This window comes from Azospirillum sp. P4_B5 (assembly GCF_056402275.1).
In genome coordinates, this window is record NZ_JBFUHT010000007.1 from 125,204 (window position 1) to 145,468 (window position 20,265).

A 20,265-nucleotide genomic window follows, 5' to 3' on the forward strand; every position below is an offset into this window, starting at 1 on the left:
AAGGAATTGGCGCGCTCCAAAACGGTCGTTTACTCTCATTCTCCCAGACTTTACAAATGGGGTGTCCGGAGGCTTTTTTTCCGGCTTGGGAGAAGGCTGTCGTTGCTGGGTTAATCAGGTGAAAAACGGCGTTTGAGCCGCCTCTTGTCATCACCAGTCCTGTTTTGCTGGGCTAATGATGCGAAAAGCTGCGGGTTGATCAGGCGACAAGTCAGAGCGCCTTGGCCTCTCTTGGGTCCGACCTGTTTCATCAATGCCGGCTCTCTCTCCGCGACAACTAAGCGAACCCCAGTTTCCGGTGCTTCGACGGCGCCATCACCCGCCTGCTGCCCCTCGCCATGGGCTGCCTTCCGGTCGTTCCTGGACGGGGGTGTGGGCGGCCAAATTTTTTCCGCTGGTTTTCAACCGCCCGGTTGATCCCCTGCGCAGAGCTTGAAAACGAAGGGAGGTGGCGGTAGGGCTTGCGCGGTGGTCCGGCTTGATGACCGAACTCTGGGCCGGATGCGCCGCATGGACAGGAAAAGGCAGGCCCCATGGCGCTCATCGGCTACGCGCGCGTTTCCACCGAGGACCAGTCGACCGAGGCGCAGATCCTCGATCTGAGGAAATTCGGCTGCACCGAGATTTTTCGCGAGAACGCCTCGGGCGCCGACCGTGAGCGCCCGCAGCTCAAGGCCGTGCTGACCCGGGTGAAGAAGGGCGACACGCTGGTCGTCGTGCGCATCGACCGCCTGGCCCGCTCGCTCGCTCACCTGCTGGCGGTCATCGACACGCTGGAGCGCAAGGGGGTGGCCTTCAAGTCGCTCGGCGATCCCATCGACACCGGCAGCCCGCAAGGCAAGTTCACCCTGCAGATCCTCGGCGCGGTCGCTGAGTTCGAACGCTCCCTGATCCGCGAGCGCACCAAGGCCGGCGTGCGGGCGGCCAAGGCGGTTGGCAAGCAGCCGGGCAACCCCGGCCTGGTCGCCAAAGACCCGCTCATCCGCCGGCGGGTCGCCCGGGCGCGGGACGACCGCCGGAGCGAGCGGGTGGCCGCTGGCGCCGGCGAGTTCCTTCCCGTCGTGCGCCGCCTGCGGCCGGCCCAGCCCTGGGACCGCGTCGTCGACGTTCTCAACACCGCCGTGAAGAAGCGCCCCGGCGACAACCCGGCGCCCTGGACGCGCGACGCGCTGATCCGCGCCGTCCGCCGCCTGGTCGCCGACGGCTTGGCCGAACCCGATCTGCTCAAGGCCGCACCACGCCGCGCCAAAAAGGCAATCGCCCAGGACAAGCGCTTGGTGGAGCTGGTCGCGACCATCCACAACGCCGCCGCCGGCGAGAAGCCGACCCTCACCCGCATCGGCCGACAGTTGGAACGCCAAGGCGTTCTCACCAAGACCGGGGCGCGGACCTGGGCGCCGTCGAGCGTCAAGGCGCTGCTCGACCGCGCCCGCGAACAGGGCTTGCTCGACCAGGAGGACAGCCCCGCGGTGCCGTAGCGCGGTCACGCCGGCCACACCGATCCGGCTCCTTGCGTGGTGAGACCGCGGCGCACAGCATCGGCTTCGGGGTCGAGCCAGGGCAGCGCGTTCCCGTCCATCCAGCCGGTCAGAACCGATCGGGCCCGTTCCAGCACAAGCGCCGCAGCCCGCATGCGGCGGAGCTTGAACCGGGGTGGCAACGCTTCGTAGGGGCAGGCCCGCTCCCTGGCCGTGGGCGGGGTCATGCCCACATCGGCCCACAGCTCGGCGATCCCCGCACCACGCGGCGAGCCATCGGGCACGACGGAGGCCAGTTCCTCGATCACAGCCCGCAGCAGCCGAACCCATGTCCCGCCGGCAATCCGGCCGGCCGGCGTCTCGACGATGCCGCGCGTGACCGCCTGATGCGTGGTGCGATCCAGCCGCAGCAAATCGGCCTCCGGGGTCACGCGCCCGAACGGCCGCTCCTCGATGACGCTCCAGGTGCGGCCCGGAAGCACCAGGGCGCGCGTCAGGAAGATCCCGTGGACGGGGCAGGTCAGCGTCCATGGCAGGTGCCAGGACAGACGCCGGTACGGCGCCTCATCCGCCTCCAGACAGGCACGGCACGCCCATTGGCCCGTCCAGGTCCGGTCGATCCATGGCAGCGTCTTCGTTCTGACGATCGGTTCGTCGGGCCTGGTGATCAACCGCGTGCCGGCGACGTAGGCGACCAAGCACGCGGCGGGCGGCGTTACGCCGTCGAGCAGGAACGGCACATGGCCCGACAGGGTCATCGCCCGGATGCGGCGCGGCGCTTGCCCGGTCTTGCGCGCCAGCCACGCGACCAGTTCGTCTGGCGGGGCCTCGTCGAGAGCCACGCCGGTCTCCGTCGCCGCGGGACCGTCGCTCCCGAGCAGCTGCTCGCCGGCAAGACCATACTCCCGGCCAATCCGGGCCAGCCAACTCGACAGGCACTCGCCGGGTCGGAGCGGCGGAACGACCGGCCAGGGGCGGACGGCCGTGAAGGGACCGCTGGAGGGAGCGGTCATGCGATGGCAGGAAGCGTTGTGTGCCCGATCACGGCGGTGGCGGTGATCCGTTCCTCCTCCGACTGGATCGCGCGCACGCCGAGGTCGACCAGCGTCTCGAACACGCTGGCGGTCACCCCCTGGCTGTGCGCCGCCAACGCCTTGACCGCCCGCGCCGTCAGGACCGAGGGCCGGCGCAGCGGCAGGGAGCGCAACACCCCGCCGACCAGCGCGTCGAATTCCTCGCCCGGCGCCCAGGTCGGCAGGTCGATGAACCGGAACCGGCGGGCGAGCTGGCGGTCGTGCAGCAAAGCCTCGCGGGCGTCCTGGGTGCCGAACAGCACGAGAGGGATTTCCAACGTGTTGGACAGATGGCGGATGACCGCCAGCATGGTCCGCTGCTGACGGATCGTCCCCATCAGCATGTTGTGGGATTCGTCGATGACGATCTGTCGGACGTCCATCAGGCGGTAGAGATGAATGATCCGCTCCGCCATGAGCGGCAGGTCCGATCGGCCGGTCCGGGGCGGGGCATCGATGGCCCGCAACAGGTCCGTGTAGAACCATTTGATGTCGCACAGCGGCGGCATCTCGATGCCGATGACCGGTGTCCGCCGTACGCCCGCCGTGCGCTCGGACATGGGAGGATGGTCCCGCAGGTACTTGCGGACGATGATCGTCTTGCCCTGTCCGGACTCGCCCCAGACCAGCAGGTTGAGCTTGATCGAGCCTCTCGGTCGCTCGAGCTGTTCCGTCATGACATCCAGCACATAACGGCAGCGCGGGTACTCCAGGAACTTGCGGGAGCGCATGGTCGCGATGCGCTCCGCCGCCGGCCGGTCGATGACCGCGCGCGCCGCAGGGGCGAGGTGCTCGTACGAGTCAGTCATCCCACTCCTCGGTCTCGTAGAAGGGCAGGTCGATAGGAACATCGTCGGCGTCCTCGGCGACGGCCTGGAACTCCGCGTCGATCGTCCGCGTGGTATCGGGGGCCGGAAGCGTCGGTCCCGATCCCGGCCGGGCGCCGCGGGCGTGCTCCAGCCGCGCCCGCCGGCTGCGGCTGCGGGCCTCGTCGACCAGCTTGCGTCGCGCCAGCACCATCTCGAAGATCATGGCCTCGTCGACGCCGGCTCGTCCCTGCCGGCGCAGCGCGCGGGTGGCCGCCTTCAGCTCCCACTTGGAGATGGCCGGACGGCGCAGGTTCCGGTATGGCACCTCCAGGTACTCCCCCGACACGCCCCGGACGAAGACCTTGGACAGGTTGGCCGGATCGTAGTGGACCGTCACCCACGCGTTGTTGTGAAGGAAGGGCGTCAGCGCCTCGTGCCAGTAGAGGACGTTGAAGAGGTGGATGCCGTCCTGCTGGACCTTCCGATCCTCGAACGGCAGGAAGTCACGGTGGAACGTCCGCAGGTCGGCCGGCGTGCGGAAAGTCCGCCCCTCCGTGTCGGCGGTCCATTTGGCGAGCGGTGCCGTGCCGATGCCTTCGTGAAAGCTGGCGTGATGCTCCAGGATGATGCTGGCCACCAGCCATTCGATCTCGGCGATGGTGAGGCAGGCGTTGCCGGCCGGATCGTAGATGCCCCGCTCCTTGATGGTGGAGAAGGTGGTGCCGGGCAAGAGGTGCAACTCCTGCATAAGGTGGCCGATGCGCCGTTCGACGTGGCCGCCCATGTGCGGCGTTCCCGGCGGCCGGTACCGCACCTCGATGCCGTAATCCTCGCAGGCCCGTGTGAAGGCCTTGGAGTGGAACTCCTTGCCGTTGTCGACGTGGATGACCTCGCACAGGCCCGCGACCGGCCATTTGGCCGGAAGACCGCGCGCCGACAGCCAGTCGCTCTTGTCCATCACCGCGTGGGCGACGCAGGCCGCCACACTGGACACGCTGGGCGGATCGAAGGTCAGGTAGAAGCCGCAGTACATCCGGGTTCGGATGTCCATCGCCAAGGTGATGAACGGGCGCCCGATGACCTCCAGCGTGTCGGGCTCCACCCCCATCACGTCGGTCGGGGTGTGGTCGATCTGGACGATCTCCAGGGCGCGTTCGGCCTCCAGCGATCCGCGGATCGGGTTGAAGTCCTCGCGCGCCTTCTTGGGGCCGTGGCGCCGCTTGGTCTGCTCCCGCTTGCTGATGACCGCCAGGCGGGCTTCGACGGTCTCACGGGCCGGCCTGCCCAGCCCTTCGGCGGCGCACCGGGCGTGGATGCCCTTCATCAGCAGTGATTTCTTCGGCTTGAGCAGATCCATGTAGCGGGTCTGGATCTCCTCCTCGATGATCGTTTCGACGCGTAGAGCGAGCCGGCGGGCGCCAACCTGTGGACCCGGCGTCTTCGGCACCAGTGACCGGGTTCGGGGATCGGCTTCGTAGGCTTTGAGCAGCCGATAGAGATGGTGGGGACTGAGCCCCAGTTCGGCCGCTGCTGCGGCCATCACTTCGCTGCGGGCACCGTAGGCGGGTGGCTCCAGGACCAGCCGCCGGATCACGCGTTCACGCTCTCGGGCGATCTCCCAGATCTCGTCCGGCACACCCGTCAGCGGCTGGTCCCCGCGTGGATGGTTCTGCACGTTTCACCCGATCCACTCTCGGCTTTTCACCAGAATAGCTCTGCTTTTCGCATGAACTGCTCTGAGGAAAGGGCTTAACCACCGCAGAATTCCTCACCCACTTTTCGCATCAACGACTCTACGGCGACAAAGGCTATGGCCCTGATCGGCTACGCACGCGTCTCGACCGACGAGCAGACCACCGCCGGCCAGCTGGACGCGCTGCGCGCCGCCGGCTGCACCGAGATCTTCGAGGAGAAGGCGTCGGGCGCGTCCCGGGCGCGGCCGGAGCTGGCGCGGGCGCTCGCCCGCATCGCCCGCGGCGACACGCTGGTCATCTGGAAGCTCGACCGGCTCGGCCGCTCGCTGGCCCACCTGCTGGAGGTGATCGAGGACCTGCGTGGCCGCGGCTGCCACTTCCGCTGCCTGACCAGCCCGATCGACACCGCCAGCCCGCACGGCACGCTGGTGCTGCAGATGCTCGGCGCCGTGGCGGAGTACGAGCGATCGCTGATCCGCGAGCGCACGCGGGCCGGGCTGGCGGCGGCCAAGGCGCGCGGCCGGGTCGGCGGCAATCCCAAGCTGAAGCAGGGCGACGCAGCGACCACGCAGCGCCTCGCCGACCGGCAGCGCCAGCTCTACCTGCTGGAGCTGACCCACACGGCGGAGGAGTGGCTGCCCACCGTGCGGCGCCTCCGGCCGTCCCGCTCGTGGGCGGCGGTGACCCGCGCCGTGAACGCCAAGCTGCCGCCGGGCCGGCACTGGACCGCCGAGCGGTTGCGCCGGGCCGTCCGCGCCTTCGTCACCGAGGGGCTGGCCGACCCGGCTCTGCTCGACAAGGTGCCCTCCGTGCGCGGAGACGACCGGCTCATGGTGCTGGTCGCCGGCATCGCCCGCGCGAACCCCAAGCTGTCGCTGCGGGCCATCGGCGCCCAGCTGGAGGCGATGCGGGAGACCACGCCGCGCGGCGGGCGCACCTGGGCGGCGGCCTCGGTCAAGAACCTCCTCGACCGCGCCAAGGAACAGGGGCTGGTGCGTGAGAAAGACCGGGCGTCGGCATGATGCGGCGTATGGACCGAGGGAAGCGGGCCGGTCGGGCGTCCGCTTCCCTCGGTCTCCGACCTACGCGGCCTTCGGCAGTGCGTCGTCGACCGGGTAGAGCGCATCGTCCACGATCGTCGGCATCTCCACGACCGCCGCCTCACCCTGGGCGTCGAACAGTGCCATCGCGGTGGCGAGGCCGTGCAGGGCGTTTTCCAGGCTCGGCAACTCGGAAACGTCGTCGTTCGCCGCGATGACGACGCGGTCCGCTTCCACGCCGGACTGTGCGTAGAGCGTCACGTCGCCGATCAGCCCTTCACGGCCGTCCGCGGTCTCGAAGCGGGTTACGGAATTGATGACGTTGCCCGCCACCACCTCGGCCAGACCTTCGCCGACCAGCCCGATGCGGACGATCCCGGCCTCGTCCAGGGTGCGGAACTCCCCGTCGTCGGTGATGCCGTCCTGGTTGCGGTCCTGCCAGACGCCGAAGTCCTTCCACTGGGCATCGTTCGCGTCGAACCAGCCGTCCCGGTTGTCGTCGAAGGCGTAGGCGAGCGCCTCCAGGTCGGTCATGCCGGCCTCGCCGTGGGTGGCCAGCACCACCTCCGCCTGCTCGGTGATCTTCCGGTCACCGCCCAGGTCGTAGACGATCAGGCCGTCGTCCGCCGCCGCCCAGCCGGTGCGGTCGACGATGCCGTCTCCGGTCATGTCGAAGCGCACCGTGCTCTCGAACACATCGGTCAGTTCCAGACCGTCGCCGTCGAGGTCGATGACCAGCGGCGGCCAGCCCTGCGAGCCGTCGAAATAGGCCACGGCGTCGTCGAACCACAGGCGCTCGGTTTCCCATACCCAGTCACCACCGTTGCGGCCCGTGGCGTCGATGATCGCCCCATGGCCGTTGGAGACGTAATGGATGTAGTGGTTGCTGCGGCTGCCAGCGAAGTAGGCGGTGTCGTAGCCGCCACCACCGTTGATGCCGTCGTTGCCTTCTTCACCGACCAACCAGTCGCCGCCTTCGCCACCCAACAGGTTGTCGTCGCCCCAACCGCCGTGCATGGCATCGTTGCCGTCTTCGCCATGCAGCGCGTCGTTGTGGCCGCCACCGCTCATCCAATCGTCGCCCCAGCCGCCGACGAGCGTGTCGTAACCGTCGTCGCCAAACAGATGATCATTGTGGCCGCCACCGTGCAGGTAGTCCTCGTTGGCACCGCCGACGAGCGTGTCGTAGCCGTCGTCGCCATGCAGCACGTCGTTGTTGTTGCCGCCGATCAGATAATCCTCATTGGCGCCGCCGACCAGCGTGTCGTGGCCGTCCTCACCGAAGAGCGTGTCGTTGTTGTTGCCGCCGACCAGATAATCCTCACCCCAGCCGCCGACCAGATAGTCGTGGCCGTCTTCGCCATGCAGCGCGTCGTTGTGGCCGCCGCCGTGCAGGTAATCCTCGCCCCAGCCGCCAACCAGCGTGTCGTAACCGTCGTCGCCGATCAGCGTGTCGTTGTGGCCGCCGCCGTGCAGGTAGTCCTCGTTGGCACCGCCGAACAGCGTGTCGTAGCCATCCTCGCCGTGCAGCACGTCGTTGTTGTTGCCGCCGACGAGATAGTCCTCGTTGGCGCCGCCCACCAACGTGTCGTGACCGTCGTCGCCGATCAGCGTGTCGTTATGGTTGCCGCCGGCCAGGTAATCCTCGCCCCAGCCGCCGACCACGTAGTCGTGGCCGTCTTCACCCACCAAAACGTCGTTGTGGCCGCCACCCTCCATGTAATCGTTGCCCCAGCCGCCGACCAGCGTGTCGTGGCCATCCTTGCCCAGCAGTGCGTCATCCCCGCCGGCCCCGACCAAATAGTTGCTCTGCCAGTCGCCGTGGATCTCATCGCCGTGTTCAGAGCCGAGGATGTTCTCAATCTCGTAGAACTTGTCCCCCGCCGCCTCGCCGAGCCAGCCGTAGTTGCCTTCCAGCGTCATGCCGATGCCAGAGGACGCCCACATGTAGGTGGCCCAGTCACTACCGGCGCCGCCGAACAGATTGTCGGCGCCCCAGCCGCCGTTCAGGGAGTCGTTGCCGGTGTCGCCGTAGAGGCTGTCGTCGCTGCCGTAACCGTGCAGCCAGTCGTTGCCCCAGGAACCGTACAGCCAGTTGGTGGCGTCGTTGCCGTGCAGATGATCGTCGTGGATCGAACCGTGCACGCCCTCGATGTTGTGGAGTTGGTCGCCCTGAGCCGAACCACCGCTGGCGGTACCGTTCCGCAGATCCACAATGACGCCGGTCCAGGAGTCGACATAGTTCGCCACGTCGAAGCCGTCACCACCGTCGAGAATGTCTGCGCCGCCACGGCCGAACAGCCAGTCGTCACCCCCCTGGCCGTGCAGCCAGTTGTTGTTGCCGTCGCCCCGCAGGTCGTCGTTGTGCTGGGAGCCCTGCACGCCTTCGATGTTGATCAGGCGGTCACCCTCGCCCTCGGCGCTCCAGGCGACGCCGTCGGCGAGATCGACGGCCACAGCGCCCCAGGAGGCATTATAGTTGACGTTGTCCCAGCCGGCCCCGCCGTCCAGCCAGTCGGCTCCGGCGCCGCCGGTCAGCCAGTCGGAGCCGTCGTTGCCGAACAGCGTGTCGTTTCCATTCTGGCCGTGCAGGTGGTCGTCGCCCCAATCTCCAGACAGCGTGTCGTTGCCGTCCTCACCGAACAACGTGTCGTTGTGGCCACCGCCGAACAGGTTGTCCTCGCCGGCACCGCCGGCCAGCGTGTCGTAGCCGTCCTCACCGAACAGGACGTCGTTGTGGTTGCCCCCGGCCAGATAGTCTTCACCCCAGCCGCCGACCAGCGTGTCGAAGCCGTCCTCGCCACTGAGCGTGTCGTTATGGCCGCCGCCGAACAGAGCGTCGTCGCCGGCTCCGCCAACCAGCGTGTCGAAGCCGTCGTCACCGGTGAGAGAGTCGTTGTCGGCACCGCCGGCCAGATAATCCTCGCCCCAGCCGCCCATCAGCGTGTCGTTGCCGTTCTGGCCGACCAGCGTGTCGTTGCTGCCCAGCCCGGCGATCCAGTTGCCCTGCCCATCGCCGACGATGCTGTCGCCGTAATCGGAGCCTACCACGTTTTCAATCGACACATAGACGTCGCCGGCCGCTTCACCCAGCGAACCGGAGCCGGTTTCGAGCGATACGCCAACGCCGGAGGTGGCCCATTGGTAAACTGCACTGTCCACTCCAGAACCGCCATCCATGCGGTCACCACCCGCACCACCATTTAATGAGTCGTTGCCATTACCGCCAAAGAGCGTGTCTGCATCATCGCCGCCATGCAGCCAATCATCACCATTATTTCCTATGACAGTATCGTTGCCCTTCCCGCCGTAAACACTATCATTTCCATCTTCTCCGGAAACAATGTCGTGACCATCGTCCCCCATTGCAACATCATTGCCGCTACCCCCATATATTGTGTCACTGCCTTGCCCACCTGTTAGTAAATCGTTACCCCCTTCACCTGATAGAAACTCGTTTCCAGAACCTCCGTAAAACGAGTCGTTTCCATATCCCCCAATAGCAGCTTCGATATTGGTTGAGCCAAGATTAATGCTTACTCCGTCATAATCGTCAACTAACGCTATATCGAATCCAGAGCCTCCGTTTATATTGTCCATATGATCAACAAACAATATATCGTGCCCGTCACCTCCAGATAAACTATCTGCCCTAGCGCCACCGACAATCCAATCGCTTCCACCTCCGCCTATAAGTGTTTCCTGTCCAGTGTTTCCCACAATAAGGGAATTAGAATTACCATCTATTGCTACCCCTCCATAAGAAGAGGCTTCAATACGGTTGATAGGACTAGAGGATACACTGAGTACGCCGTCTACTATTCTAAAGCCAGCATGTGAGACAGAAAATCCTGTATCTGCAACCTGCCCATTTGAACCATCGCTTCTAGTAAAATTTGTATAGCGAGAAATTATATTTCCATCATGAACCTCATCAGCACGCGGACCAGTTAAACCTACCGAGACAATACCGGCTTCCTGCAAAGTTTGCATTTCACTATATTCTGATATTCCGTCACTATTGCGATCTTGCCAAATTCGGAAGCTAGCAAATTGAGCGTCTCGAGCATCTAAAATGCCATTATGGTCACTATCAAAAGACGCCCGCAACCCATCGAGATCGGTTTCTGCACCAGGCGCATGAATAGTAAAGTTGATTTCATGTGCCTGATCAATTATCCCGTTTTCATTCAGATCAATAGTAAGAATTCCATCATTTGGTCTTACCCACCCAACATTTTCTCTAAAACCATCGCCGTCAATGTCGAAAAATGTTACACTGTTATCTAGACCTACTATCTCGATCCCATTTCCATTGAGATCTAAAATAACAGGCGTACCACGGGGGTGTCAGAAAAGTCAAAATTGCTTGGATAGTCACCATATTTGCTTGGACCTATTACATTGTCGTCCTTAGTCATTTGGGAATCAGGTGTTGCAACAAGCCCCTTTAGACCAATGGTTGTTTGCTCTCTTACAACTCTATCCATTTCATCAACTTCTGTTACCTTTCCAATTTCAATAGCCGTCTCATCTGTGACAACAGGTGATCTTGGGGTTTCCTGGGTTGTGGATTGGTTCGGAACAGGCGGGTCGAGTGGCGTAACCTCTACATGTGATCGCGGAGCCGGAGCTGGATTCGGGGAAATTTCCTCGGAGGACGATGCATTTCCATTCTGTCCGCCGTCACTCCAGCCGCCGCCATATGCAGCATCACGAGAATCAGTGTCGCTGTTATTCTCACCATCTGCAGCATTTGCACTTCCAGCCATTGTATCCTCATCATAGGGTTGTTTACAGGAACAAAACTCGTAAATGATTAATTAGACAAATTGCGCATTTTGTTTGAAAGGTCGTAAATCATTTTTTCTGTATCCTCATTCGTCCTAATCGGCATTTCAACATATGTTGATGACAAGATCTTATTCATGGGGTTTATATCAATTCTATAAGCATCAATATGAAAGAATGCATGATCAGCCCTTTCTTGACAGTAAACGTATAATTTATATTCACCTCTACTGTCAGAAAGCTGAATGTTTTTGCCTCTTGATAAAATAATCTTAAATTCTTTAGAAAATTCTCTAGATATTTTCATGTAAATATTAATAAAACATCTGTGATCAGATGACTTTGTTTGCAATGGATTATGATCATACAAATATATGACACCTTTTCTTTGTCTTTCTTCGCTACTCTCAGTAGCATACACTGTATTAGGTAGACATAAAATTATAAGCGCAATGATATTGCATTGCAAAAATGTAAAACGTTTACTTAAAATATTTTTTATTTCTTCCATCATAGCTGATCTCCTTTCTATTTGGATAGAGATATCCCCTAAGAGTTGCCACAACAACAGGGTTTGTCATGCAAAGTTAATGCCCACAACAGTAAAACAATATTTTCTCAATTTTAATAAATAAATTCTTAGACAGCCTTTATTTATTAAAATGGCATTTTTATTATTTCGTTTCTGTTTAAATTTTTCCAACACAGTATTACAGATGCCTAAAGCATTGCTTTCCTTCTCGATTAGATGCACGTAATTTTATTACTCTATTAGGAAATAGGTGGACTTTCATCTCGCTAATCATATGCTCGGCTCCGCCAAATGGCGTAACCAAGTCCATAAGCCAGAGATTTTCTCCGCTGTTCCATTCGTGAGGAGCTAAGCGATTGACCCCACACGAGAGTCGCTTTTCGACCTCTTCGGAAATTTTGGCCCAGGCGGCAAATCCCACGATTCGCTCTTTCGAGCGAAACAGGTAGACCTGCCGCAGTTTCAACGCTGGCATCACAGTCCATTCGAGGTCGGCAAGGAACAGGTGGCGATGGGCCGGCGACTGGGTCAGAAGCCAGACGATCTCCCCCAGCAGTGTCGCCATCTTCGGAGATGTCGCGTTCTCCAGCGTCCGGTCCGGCGATGGCACTCCATTGACTGCCGTTCCGTTTGTCATCGCCGTCTCACCGGCTTCCGAAGGTGCCTTTGCTTTCGTAGGTTTGTTCACCGTACTGTCTCCGTCTGCTTACACTTCGGATCGCCGCATGCGTCTTTTGATAGGTATAAAATGATATACGCAAGCATTCATTAGCGCAAAACAAGAAAAACACAATAAAACATTGGAAGCATCGTTTTTGTTTATTGTGTAGTAGTGTTCAGGAAAATGCTCCGCCTGCACGACCACCTTTGCAGTCGTACATCATCAAAATGATCCTCATGAAAATCTTTTCTTTGCCCGATCAAGTCATCGCTCCCGCATGGCCTCCTGCGTCGCCTTGAGCATCGGCATCAGCAGATAGTCGATGACCCGCCGGCTGCCGGTGCGGACATCCACAGTGGCCGACAGCCCCGGCCCGAGCGGCAAGGCGCGCCCGTTCACCATGATGTTCTGCTGGTCCAGCGCCACCCGGACCTTGTAGACCGGCCCCAGCCGCTCGTCCGCCACCGCATCCGACGACACCGCCTGCACCCGGCCCGGCACCGCCCCGTATTTCGTGAAGGCGAAGGCGTCCAGCTTCACCTGCACCGGCTGACCAGGCTCCACGAAGCCGACGTCGCGGTTCAGCACCGTCGCCTCGACCTCCAGCACCGCACCCACCGGCACCAGCTTCATCAGCGGCTGCGCCGACTGAGCCACCCCGCCCACCGTGTGCAGCGCCAGCTCGTGCACCGTCCCGTCCTCCGGCGCCCGCAGGGTCAGCGCCGCCAGACGCTGCTCCGCCTTCGCCAACTCCTCGGCCAGGCTTGCCGCCCGGGTTTCCGCCTCCACCAGCTCCGCCGCCTGATCGCGCGCGGCCGAGCGGCGCGCCTGCTCGATCCGGTCCGCTGCCGCCAACGCCGCCAGTTCCGCCTCGCGCAGGGTCGCGCGGGATGCGCAAGTCGGCCTCGGCGGTCACCAGCTCCTGGCGCAGCGTCAGGTACTCCGAGGTCGTGGCGTGCTGGCGCTCCACCAGCGTCCGCTTGGCCTCCTCCCGCGTGCGGATCAGCGGCAGGACCGCCTCCAGCTTGGCGATCGTCGCCGCCGTCGCCTCGCGCGTCGCCTGCGCCCGGTCGCGTTCCTGGCGCAGGCCCGACGCCTCGCCCTCCAACCGCGCCCGCTCCGCCTCGAACAGCCGGCGCTCGTCGGCGGCGCGCGCCGGATCGGCGCCCTCCGGCACCGCGAAGCCCGCCGCCCCGGCGAGGGCCGCGCGCAGCCGCGCCGCCCGCAACCGGGCCGCCGCCAGCTCCTTGGCCGTGCGGTCGCGGTCGGCCAGGGCGTCGGTGGTGTCGAACTCCAGCAGGACGTCGCCCGCCGCAACCCGCTGCCCTTCGATGACCAGGATGCGCCGGACCACCCGCTGCTCGGGCGGCTGGATCACCTTGACCCGCCCTGAGGGCACCAGCGTCCCCTGCGCCGGCACCACGATGTCCAGCTCCCCCACCACCCCCCAGATCAGACCGGCGGCGGTCGCCGCCATCACCAGCCAGGGCAGAAGCCACAGCAGCCAGGGCGGGGGCTCCTCGGTCACCTCCAGGATCGGCGGCGGCAACAGGTCGTGCAGGCTGTGCTCCGGGATCGCGGTCATGCTGGGCCTCCCGCCGGTGGCCGGGGCTGCTGGGGCGCCGCCAGGCCGGCCTGGATGGCGTGCAGCCGGGCGTAGCGCCCGCCGGCGGCGACCAGCTTGGCGTGTGGCCCATCCTCGACCACACGCCCGTGCTCCAGCACCAGGATGCGGTCGGCGTGACGCAGCGCGGCCAGCCGGTGGGCTACGATGAACACCGTCCGCTCGGCGCAGATGCCCCGCATGTTGCGGTGGATCAGCATCTCCGATTCATAGTCGAGCGCGCTCGTCGCCTCGTCCAGGATCAGAATACGCGGGTCGCCCGCCAGGGCGCGGGCCAGGGCCAGCCGCTGCCGCTGCCCGCCGGACAGCCGCATGCCGCGCTCGCCCACCACCGTGTCGTAGCCCTCCGGCAGGGCGGCGATGAAGTCGTGCGCCCCGGCCAGCCGGGCCGCCGCCTCGATCCGTTCCATGTCCAGGGTCGGGTCGGCCAGGGCGATGTTCTCGCGCACCGACCGGTTGAACAGCGTCACGTCCTGCGGCACCACGCCGAGCTGCCGGCGCAGCCACGCCGGATCGACCCCGGCGAGGTCGATGCCGTCCACCGTCACCGCCCCGCGCTCCGGCACATGCAGCCGTTGCAGCAGCCGGACCAGCGTGGACTTGCCGGAGCCGGACAGCCCGACCACCCCGACCACCTGTCCGGCCGGGACGGCGAAGCTCAGCCCCTCCAGCACCGCCGGCCCGCGCGGCCCGTAGCGGAAGGTGACGCCGCGCAGCGCCACCCGCCCCTCGATCCGCCCCAGCGGCGTGCGCCCGGGCACGGCGCCGGGCTCGCGCTGGGCGTTCATCACGTCGCCCAGCCTGGCGATGGCGACGCGGCCCTGCTCGACCTGCTGCCACATCTGCGCCAGCCGCAGCACCGGGGCGCTGATCCGCCCGCCCATCAGGTTGAAGGCGATCAGTGTGCCGGCGGTCAGCGCCCCGTCCATCACCAGCCGGGCCCCGTACCACAGGATGGCCACGCTCATGATCTTGGTCAGGAAGGCGACCGCCTGGTTGGCCGTCTCCGACAGCACGGCGGAGCGGAAGGAGGCCCGCGTGTTGGCGACCAGCAGTTCCTGCCAGCGGTGCAGCATGCGCGGTTCCGCCGCCGCGGCCTTCAGCGTCTCGACCCCATGCACCGCCTCGACCAGGAAGGCCTGGGCCTCGGCGCCCTTGGCGAAGCGGTCGGTCAGCCGCGCCTTCAGCAGCGGCGCCAGCAGCCCGTGGACCAGCGCGAAGCCCAGCAGCGTCAGCAGCACGATGCCCGTCAGGTACGGGCTGAAGGACCACATCACCGCGATGAAGATCAAAGTGAACAGCACGTCCAGCAGCACCGTCAGCCCCGGCCCGGTGAGCAGGGCGCGCACGCTGTCCAGCTCCTTCACCCGGGCGGCGAGGACGCCGACGGGGCGGCTTTCGAAGAAGGCCAGCGGCAGGGCCATCAGATGCTCGAACAGCCGGCTGCCCAACTCCACGTCGACCTTGTTGGTGGTGTGGGACAGCAGTGCTGCGCGCAGGGCGCCCATCAGGAAGTCGAACACCGCCATCGCCGCCATGCCGATGGCCAGCACGTCCAGCGTGGTGATGGTGCCGGACGACAGCACCTTGTCGATGACGATCATGCTGAACAGCGGCGTCGCCAGACCGAAAAGCTGGATGCACAGCGAGGCCAGCGTGACCTGACTCAGCACACCGGCGTGCCGGCCCAGGGCCGGCAGGAACCACGCCAACCCGAAGGGCCGGGCGGCGCCGACCGGTGCTGAGGTGATCAGATGGCCGGTCCAGGAGGCGTCGAAGGTGTCGCGTGTCTGCTCCACCGGACGGTTGGCCACGGTGTCGAGCAGGAGCACGCGCTCGGCATCGGCGCGGGCGATCAGAACGACCTCGCCACCGGCCATTTCCGCCAGGGCGGGCAGCCGGGTCCCCGCCAGCCTCTGCCGCCCGACCCGGTGGCGCCGGACCGGAGCGCCCAGTCGGTGCGCCACGGCCACCAGCGCCTTGCCGTCGAGCGGCTGGGGCAATCCCGCCACCGCCGTCGTGATCTGGCCGGCGTCGACTGGACGGCCGGTCAGCCGCAGAAAGGCGGACAGGGCATGTTCCCCGGCAGGGGGAACCGAGGGTGGACGGATCGTCGGCGTGACGTCCTCGATCTGGCACTCAAGAGCAACCAATAAGGGCTCCAGTTCCTAGAGTCGTGCATATATCTGTATGCGTTTATGTCTCTAGAACCCGATAAAAGGGCATTTTCCGCATACATTCTCGTTTTTTGGTTGCAATGCCACAACGACATTAAACCAGTCAACGCCAATCATAAAATTTCTGTCATGTCCGAGCGCGGCTGTGTGCCCCTGTGCATGACCGCTGGGGCGGACACGCTGGTTGAGGTTTCGGTGATGCCGACCATGGTGAGGATCATCACGGCGGCCCACGGCCCGAACAAGGCCTACTGCGGTCGGCGCCCCGGCATCAACGCGTCTTCCGGGACGGAACGGGCGGGTCATGTGAGGTGCTGCCGGCTATCCCGCACCACGCCTCCTGATTCAAGCATCGGACCGCCGCCGCGGACAGTTTGCGCTGCACCGCACGCCGTTGGCGCGCTCGGAGCTTTCCGGTCGGCAGGGGGCCATGGGCGTCCAAGGCGAACTGGACGGCCTGCGCAATGTGCGTTGGGATAGCGGGCACCGACATCGGTTGCGGCGGAGCTGCGTGCGCCTCCCGGATCGCCGGCGCTGGTTTCGCCAGGAACCGTCCCAGACCAGATCGCTCATCCTGGCTGGGCCTCCATGCGTCACGGCGGGCCTGCCCGATCAGGCTCGCCGCCTTCGTGTTGGCGGCCACAAACCCGGACTGGAACGGCCCGTCGATCGGAAACCGCGATCTCCATCCGGCGTGACGGTTCCGGACTGCGTCGGAAAACAGAACCCTCGTCCAGGCGGTGTGATTCCACTGCGCCTCGGCCAGGCGCGCGGAATGGCTCGGATCGTTGCTCCATTGATCGGTCGCGGCGATGGCCAGCCCGGTGCGGACGCCATCGCCGCTCCAGGCCCGGCGGGACAAGGCATGCCCGGTCAGAAGCAGAGACAGCATCTCGTCCGGCCAAAATTCCAGCAGGAGCCCGACCAGCGCCATGAACTGTCCGGCATCGCGTTCGGTCTTGCGGTGAACCGGGCTGGCGGTGTGCAAGCCGGCCAGCAGTGTGCGCATCGGATCGGCCACGAGTTGCCACGCCAGAACCAGGGAGATGGCCGGGTCGTTCCGTTCCTCCGGTGGAAGCGGCATCGGTTCACCGTCCTCGTTCCGGGAGAAGGCATGCCGGATGCGGAACCCGGCCAAATCACGGAACTCGTCAAACTCGGTGACGCGGACGCTGAGATACGCGTTCAGCAGAAACACGAACCGCACGAAGGCCGCAACCGTGAGGGCTGGAGCCATCCGTGTGCCGACGATGCCTTCCAACGCCCGCGGATCGAACGCCGCCCGGTCGAGAAACGTGATGATGGTCCGCACCTGGCCGTAAAAGGGCGCAAGCGGGAGCCCTTCCGCCACGTCCCTCGGCTTCGGGCAGGGCGGATGATCGGGGCAGACGACGCGCCACACGGCCCACGCATGAAGCAAGCCGACAGGCCGGCCGGCCCGACGAGACGCCTCATCCACGCAGGCTGCGCAAGGGAGATGGTGGTAATGGCAGGCTTCCTCCAGCTCGCGGTTCAGCCCGGAGAAGGTCATGCGCCGCAGAACCTCCGGAGCTACCCCGGTGTCGGCCTGAAGCCGCTCCATCACGCTCGGCAGCGGCCGGATCACCAGGTCCCGGTGGATATCCTTGGTCACCCAGCGATGCGGAATGCCCAACCGTCGAAGGTAGGTTCCTGGCATCAGCCCGTAGGTGCGAGCGATCGCCCAGACCCAGCTGCCGAGAGCCTCTCCGCTGGCCGGCAACGGCACCACCGGCAGTTCCGGCATGGTGGTGAACAGAGGTTTGTCGGTCATGCCAGAACCGGCAGGCTGACGTAATCCTTGATCATCTCCGGGGTGATGCGTTCTTCCCCGGAGCGGATGGCATCGATGCCGAGGTCGATCAACGTTTCGAACAGCTTGGCGGTCCCGCCGTCGCTGTGGGTCAGCAGGGTCTTGAGCGCGCGTGCCGTCAGGGGCGAGGGGCGGCGCAGCGGCAAGGAGCGCAGGATGCTGCCGACCAAGGCCTGGAACTCCTCCCCGGCCCCCCACATCGGCAGTTCGATGAAACGGAAACGCCGTGTCAGCTGGCGGTCGTGCATCAGGGCCTCGCGGGCGTCCTGAATGCCGAAGAGCACCAGCGGAATGCCCAGCTCGTTGGACAGGTTCCGGATCACCGCCAGCATCACGCGCTGCTGCCGCACGCTGCCCATCAGCATGTTGTGCGCCTCGTCGACGAGGATCTGACGGACGCCCATCAGGCGGTAAAGGGCAACCACCCGATCCGCCATGACCGGCAAGCTGCTGCGGGATTCGCTGACCGGCGCGTCGATGGCGCTGAGCAGCTTGATGTAGAACCAGCGGACGTCGCACATCGGCGGCATTTCCAGGCCGACCACCGCCGTGCGCCGCACACCGGTTTTCTTGTCGAAGACCGCCGGGTGGTCGCGCAGGTGCTTTTCCATGATGGTCGACTTGCCTTGTCCGGACTCGCCCCAGACCAGCAGGTTGGGCTTCACCACGCCGCTCGGCTGGTTGATCTGGTCGCTCAGCAGGTCGAGCACCATGCGGCAGCGCGGGTATTCGGTGAAGCGGCGGGTTTGCATCCGGGCGATGCGCTCCTCGGGGGACAGCCCGATCACATCGCGCGCCGAGGTTCCCAGATGCCCGTGTGCGTCAGTCATCCCACTCCTCGGTCTCGTAGAAGGGCAGGTCGAGAGGAACATCGTCGGCGTCCTCGGCGACGGCCTGGAACTCCGCGTCGATCATCCGCGTGGTATCGGGGGCCGGCAGCGCCGGTCCCGATCCCGGCCGGGCGCCGCGGGCATGCTCCAGCCGCGCCCGCCGGCTGCGGCCGCGGGCCTCGTCGACCAACTTGCGTCGCGCCAGCACCATCTCGAAGATCATCGCCTCGTCGACGCCGGCTCGTCCCTGCCGGCGCAGCGCGCGGGTGGCCGCCTTCAACTCCCACTTGGAGATGGCCGGACGGCGCAGGTTCCGGTAGGGCACCTCCAGGTACTCCCCCGACACGCCCCGGACGAAGACCTTGGACAGGTTGGCCGGGTCGTAGTGGACCGTCACCCACGCGTTGTTGTGAAGGAAGGGTGTCAGCGCGTCGTGCCAGTAGAGGACGTTGAAGAGGTGGATGCCGTCCTGCTGGACCTTCCGTTCCTCGAACGGCAGGAAGTCGCGGTGGAACGTCCGCAAGTCAGCCGGCGTGCGGAAGGTTCGCCCCTCCGTGTCGGCGGTCCATTTGGCGAGCGGGGCCGTGCCGATGCCTTCGTGGAAGCTGGCGTGATGCTCCAGGATGATGCTGGCCACCAGCCACTCGATCTCGGCGATGGTGAGGCAGGCGTTGCCGGCCGGATCGTAGATCCCCCGCTCCTTGATGTTGGAGAAGGTGGTGCCGGGCAGCAGGTGCAGTTCCTGCATCAGATGGCCGATGCGCCGTTCGACGTGGCCGCCCATGTGCGGCGTTCCCGGCGGCCGGTACCGCACCTCGATGCCGTAATCCTCGCAGGCCCGGGTGAAGGCCTTGGAGTGGAACTCCTTGCCGTTGTCGACGTGGATGACCTCGCACAGGCCCCCGACCGGCCATTTGGCCGGAAGACCGCGCGTCGACAGCCAGTCGCTCTTGTCCATCACCGCGTGGGCGAGGCAGGCCGCCACGCTGGACGCGCTGGGCCGATCGAAGGTCAGGTAGAAGCCGCAGTACATCCGGGTTCGGATGTCCACCGCCAGGGTGATGAACGGGCGTCCGATGACCTCCAGCGTGTCGGGCTCCACCCCCATCACGTCGGTCGGGGTGTGGTCGATCTGGACGATCTCCAAGGCACGCTCGGCTTCCAGCGATCCGCGGATCGGGTTGAAGTCCTCGCGCGCCTTCTTGGGGCCGTGGCGCCGCTTGGTCTGCTCCCGCTTGCTGATAACCGCCAGCCGGGCCTCGACGGTTTCACGGGCCGGCTTGCCCAACCCTTCGGCGACGCACCGGGCATGGATGCCCTTCATCAGAAGTGATTTCTTCGGCTTGAGAAGATCCATGTAGCGGGTCTGGATCTCCTCCTCGATGATCGTCTCGACACGGTGATGCAGGCGCCGCAACCCTGCTTGCGGCCCAGGGACCTTGGGCAGCAGGGAGCGGGTTCGCGGGTCGGCGGCATAGGCTTTGACGAGGCGATAAAGGTACTGGAGGGTGATCCCAAGCTCGTTGGCCGCGGCAACCATGGCCTCGCTGCGGGCTCCGTACAGAACCGGCTGCTGGACGAGCGTTCTGATGACTCGTTCACGCTCCCGCGCGGTCTGCCAGACCTCGTCAGGCACCTTGGTCAGGGGAGTATCGGTCGGAGATCGGGCCAAGACTTTTCACCTGATCCGCTCAACACTTTTAACCAGAATACCTCTTTTTCTAA

General features: G+C 64.5%; 14 protein-coding genes and 2 pseudogenes. 2 read left to right on the forward strand and 14 right to left on the reverse strand.

What is annotated here, in order from left to right:
* Positions 1-533: 533 nt before the first annotated feature.
* Complete coding sequence (locus AC1DVI_RS07620; RefSeq protein WP_476957424.1) at positions 534-1,478, forward strand: recombinase family protein; 945 nt, start codon at positions 534-536, stop codon at positions 1,476-1,478.
* Positions 1,479-1,483: 5 nt separating this feature from the next.
* Here AC1DVI_RS07620 and AC1DVI_RS07625 read toward each other — a convergent pair whose 3' ends face one another.
* From AC1DVI_RS07625 to AC1DVI_RS07635, 3 genes are read right to left on the reverse strand one after another with little or no spacing between them, the layout of a single operon-like run.
* Entirely contained in the window at positions 1,484-2,491 is a 1,008-nt protein-coding gene (locus tag AC1DVI_RS07625; RefSeq protein ID WP_476957425.1) for a TniQ family protein, read from the reverse strand.
* Positions 2,488-3,360: a TniB family NTP-binding protein gene (locus AC1DVI_RS07630; RefSeq protein ID WP_476957426.1), complete on the reverse strand. Its 873-nt coding sequence runs from the start codon at positions 3,358-3,360 to the stop codon at positions 2,488-2,490. Before AC1DVI_RS07630 ends, AC1DVI_RS07625 begins: the two co-directional genes overlap by 4 nt.
* Entirely contained in the window at positions 3,353-5,035 is a 1,683-nt protein-coding gene (locus AC1DVI_RS07635; RefSeq protein ID WP_476957427.1) for a transposase, read from the reverse strand. Before AC1DVI_RS07635 ends, AC1DVI_RS07630 begins: the two co-directional genes overlap by 8 nt.
* 135 nt (positions 5,036-5,170) lie before the next feature.
* On the opposite strand from AC1DVI_RS07635, the gene AC1DVI_RS07640 reads away from it, so the two are divergent.
* Complete coding sequence (locus tag AC1DVI_RS07640; protein WP_476957428.1) at positions 5,171-6,076, forward strand: recombinase family protein; 906 nt, start codon at positions 5,171-5,173, stop codon at positions 6,074-6,076.
* 60 nt (positions 6,077-6,136) lie between these two features.
* On the opposite strand, the gene AC1DVI_RS07645 is transcribed toward AC1DVI_RS07640, so the two are convergent.
* From AC1DVI_RS07645 to AC1DVI_RS07695, 11 genes and pseudogenes are all read right to left on the reverse strand, one after another.
* Positions 6,137-9,256, reverse strand: a complete 3,120-nt coding sequence (locus AC1DVI_RS07645; protein WP_476957442.1) for a calcium-binding protein — start codon at positions 9,254-9,256, stop codon at positions 6,137-6,139.
* A gap of 3 nt (positions 9,257-9,259) precedes the next feature.
* Positions 9,260-10,087 (reverse strand): annotated as a pseudogene (locus tag AC1DVI_RS07650) (calcium-binding protein); the annotation flags it as partial.
* A 329-nt stretch (positions 10,088-10,416) separates the two neighbouring features.
* Positions 10,417-10,866: a hypothetical protein gene (locus AC1DVI_RS07655; protein ID WP_476957429.1), complete on the reverse strand. Its 450-nt coding sequence runs from the start codon at positions 10,864-10,866 to the stop codon at positions 10,417-10,419.
* 47 nt (positions 10,867-10,913) lie between these two features.
* Positions 10,914-11,399, reverse strand: a complete 486-nt coding sequence (locus tag AC1DVI_RS07660; RefSeq protein WP_476957430.1) for a hypothetical protein — start codon at positions 11,397-11,399, stop codon at positions 10,914-10,916.
* A 196-nt stretch (positions 11,400-11,595) separates the two neighbouring features.
* Positions 11,596-12,105: a toxin-activating lysine-acyltransferase gene (locus AC1DVI_RS07665; protein WP_476957431.1), complete on the reverse strand. Its 510-nt coding sequence runs from the start codon at positions 12,103-12,105 to the stop codon at positions 11,596-11,598.
* A 237-nt stretch (positions 12,106-12,342) separates the two neighbouring features.
* On the reverse strand, positions 12,343-12,957 hold the full coding sequence (locus AC1DVI_RS07670) for an HlyD family type I secretion periplasmic adaptor subunit (RefSeq protein WP_476957443.1): 615 nt from the start codon (positions 12,955-12,957) through the stop codon (positions 12,343-12,345).
* Between the two features lie 76 nt (positions 12,958-13,033).
* A pseudogene (locus AC1DVI_RS07675) lies at positions 13,034-13,663 on the reverse strand (hypothetical protein); the annotation flags it as partial.
* Positions 13,660-15,855 (reverse strand): peptidase domain-containing ABC transporter, encoded by a 2,196-nt coding sequence (locus AC1DVI_RS07680; protein ID WP_476957432.1) that lies wholly within the window; start codon positions 15,853-15,855, stop codon positions 13,660-13,662. The gene AC1DVI_RS07680 and the pseudogene AC1DVI_RS07675, both read right to left, overlap by 4 nt.
* 295 nt (positions 15,856-16,150) lie before the next feature.
* Positions 16,151-17,671 carry a TniQ family protein gene (locus AC1DVI_RS07685; protein WP_476957433.1) on the reverse strand — a complete coding sequence of 507 codons (1,521 nt, stop codon included), beginning with the start codon at positions 17,669-17,671 and terminating at the stop codon, positions 16,151-16,153.
* Positions 17,668-18,540 (reverse strand): TniB family NTP-binding protein, encoded by an 873-nt coding sequence (locus AC1DVI_RS07690; protein ID WP_476957434.1) that lies wholly within the window; start codon positions 18,538-18,540, stop codon positions 17,668-17,670. The genes AC1DVI_RS07685 and AC1DVI_RS07690 overlap by 4 nt, the downstream gene beginning before the upstream one ends.
* Positions 18,533-20,212, reverse strand: coding sequence for a Mu transposase C-terminal domain-containing protein (locus AC1DVI_RS07695; RefSeq protein WP_476957435.1), 1,680 nt, complete (start codon positions 20,210-20,212; stop codon positions 18,533-18,535). Before AC1DVI_RS07695 ends, AC1DVI_RS07690 begins: the two co-directional genes overlap by 8 nt.
* Positions 20,213-20,265 lie beyond the last annotated feature (53 nt).

Excerpts from the sequence above, each read along its gene's own strand:
- AC1DVI_RS07625 (WP_476957425.1), bottom strand. The coding sequence starts at position 2,491 with ATGACCGCTCCCTCCAGCGGTCCCTTCACGGCCGTCCGCCCCTGGCCG.
- AC1DVI_RS07630 (WP_476957426.1), bottom strand. The coding sequence starts at position 3,360 with ATGACTGACTCGTACGAGCACCTCGCCCCTGCGGCGCGCGCGGTCATC.
- AC1DVI_RS07685 (WP_476957433.1), bottom strand. The coding sequence starts at position 17,671 with ATGACCGACAAACCTCTGTTCACCACCATGCCGGAACTGCCGGTGGTG.
- AC1DVI_RS07640 (WP_476957428.1), top strand. The coding sequence starts at position 5,171 with ATGGCCCTGATCGGCTACGCACGCGTCTCGACCGACGAGCAGACCACC.
- AC1DVI_RS07655 (WP_476957429.1), bottom strand. The coding sequence starts at position 10,866 with ATGGCTGGAAGTGCAAATGCTGCAGATGGTGAGAATAACAGCGACACT.
- AC1DVI_RS07620 (WP_476957424.1), top strand. The coding sequence starts at position 534 with ATGGCGCTCATCGGCTACGCGCGCGTTTCCACCGAGGACCAGTCGACC.
- AC1DVI_RS07690 (WP_476957434.1), bottom strand. The coding sequence starts at position 18,540 with ATGACTGACGCACACGGGCATCTGGGAACCTCGGCGCGCGATGTGATC.
- AC1DVI_RS07660 (WP_476957430.1), bottom strand. The coding sequence starts at position 11,399 with ATGATGGAAGAAATAAAAAATATTTTAAGTAAACGTTTTACATTTTTG.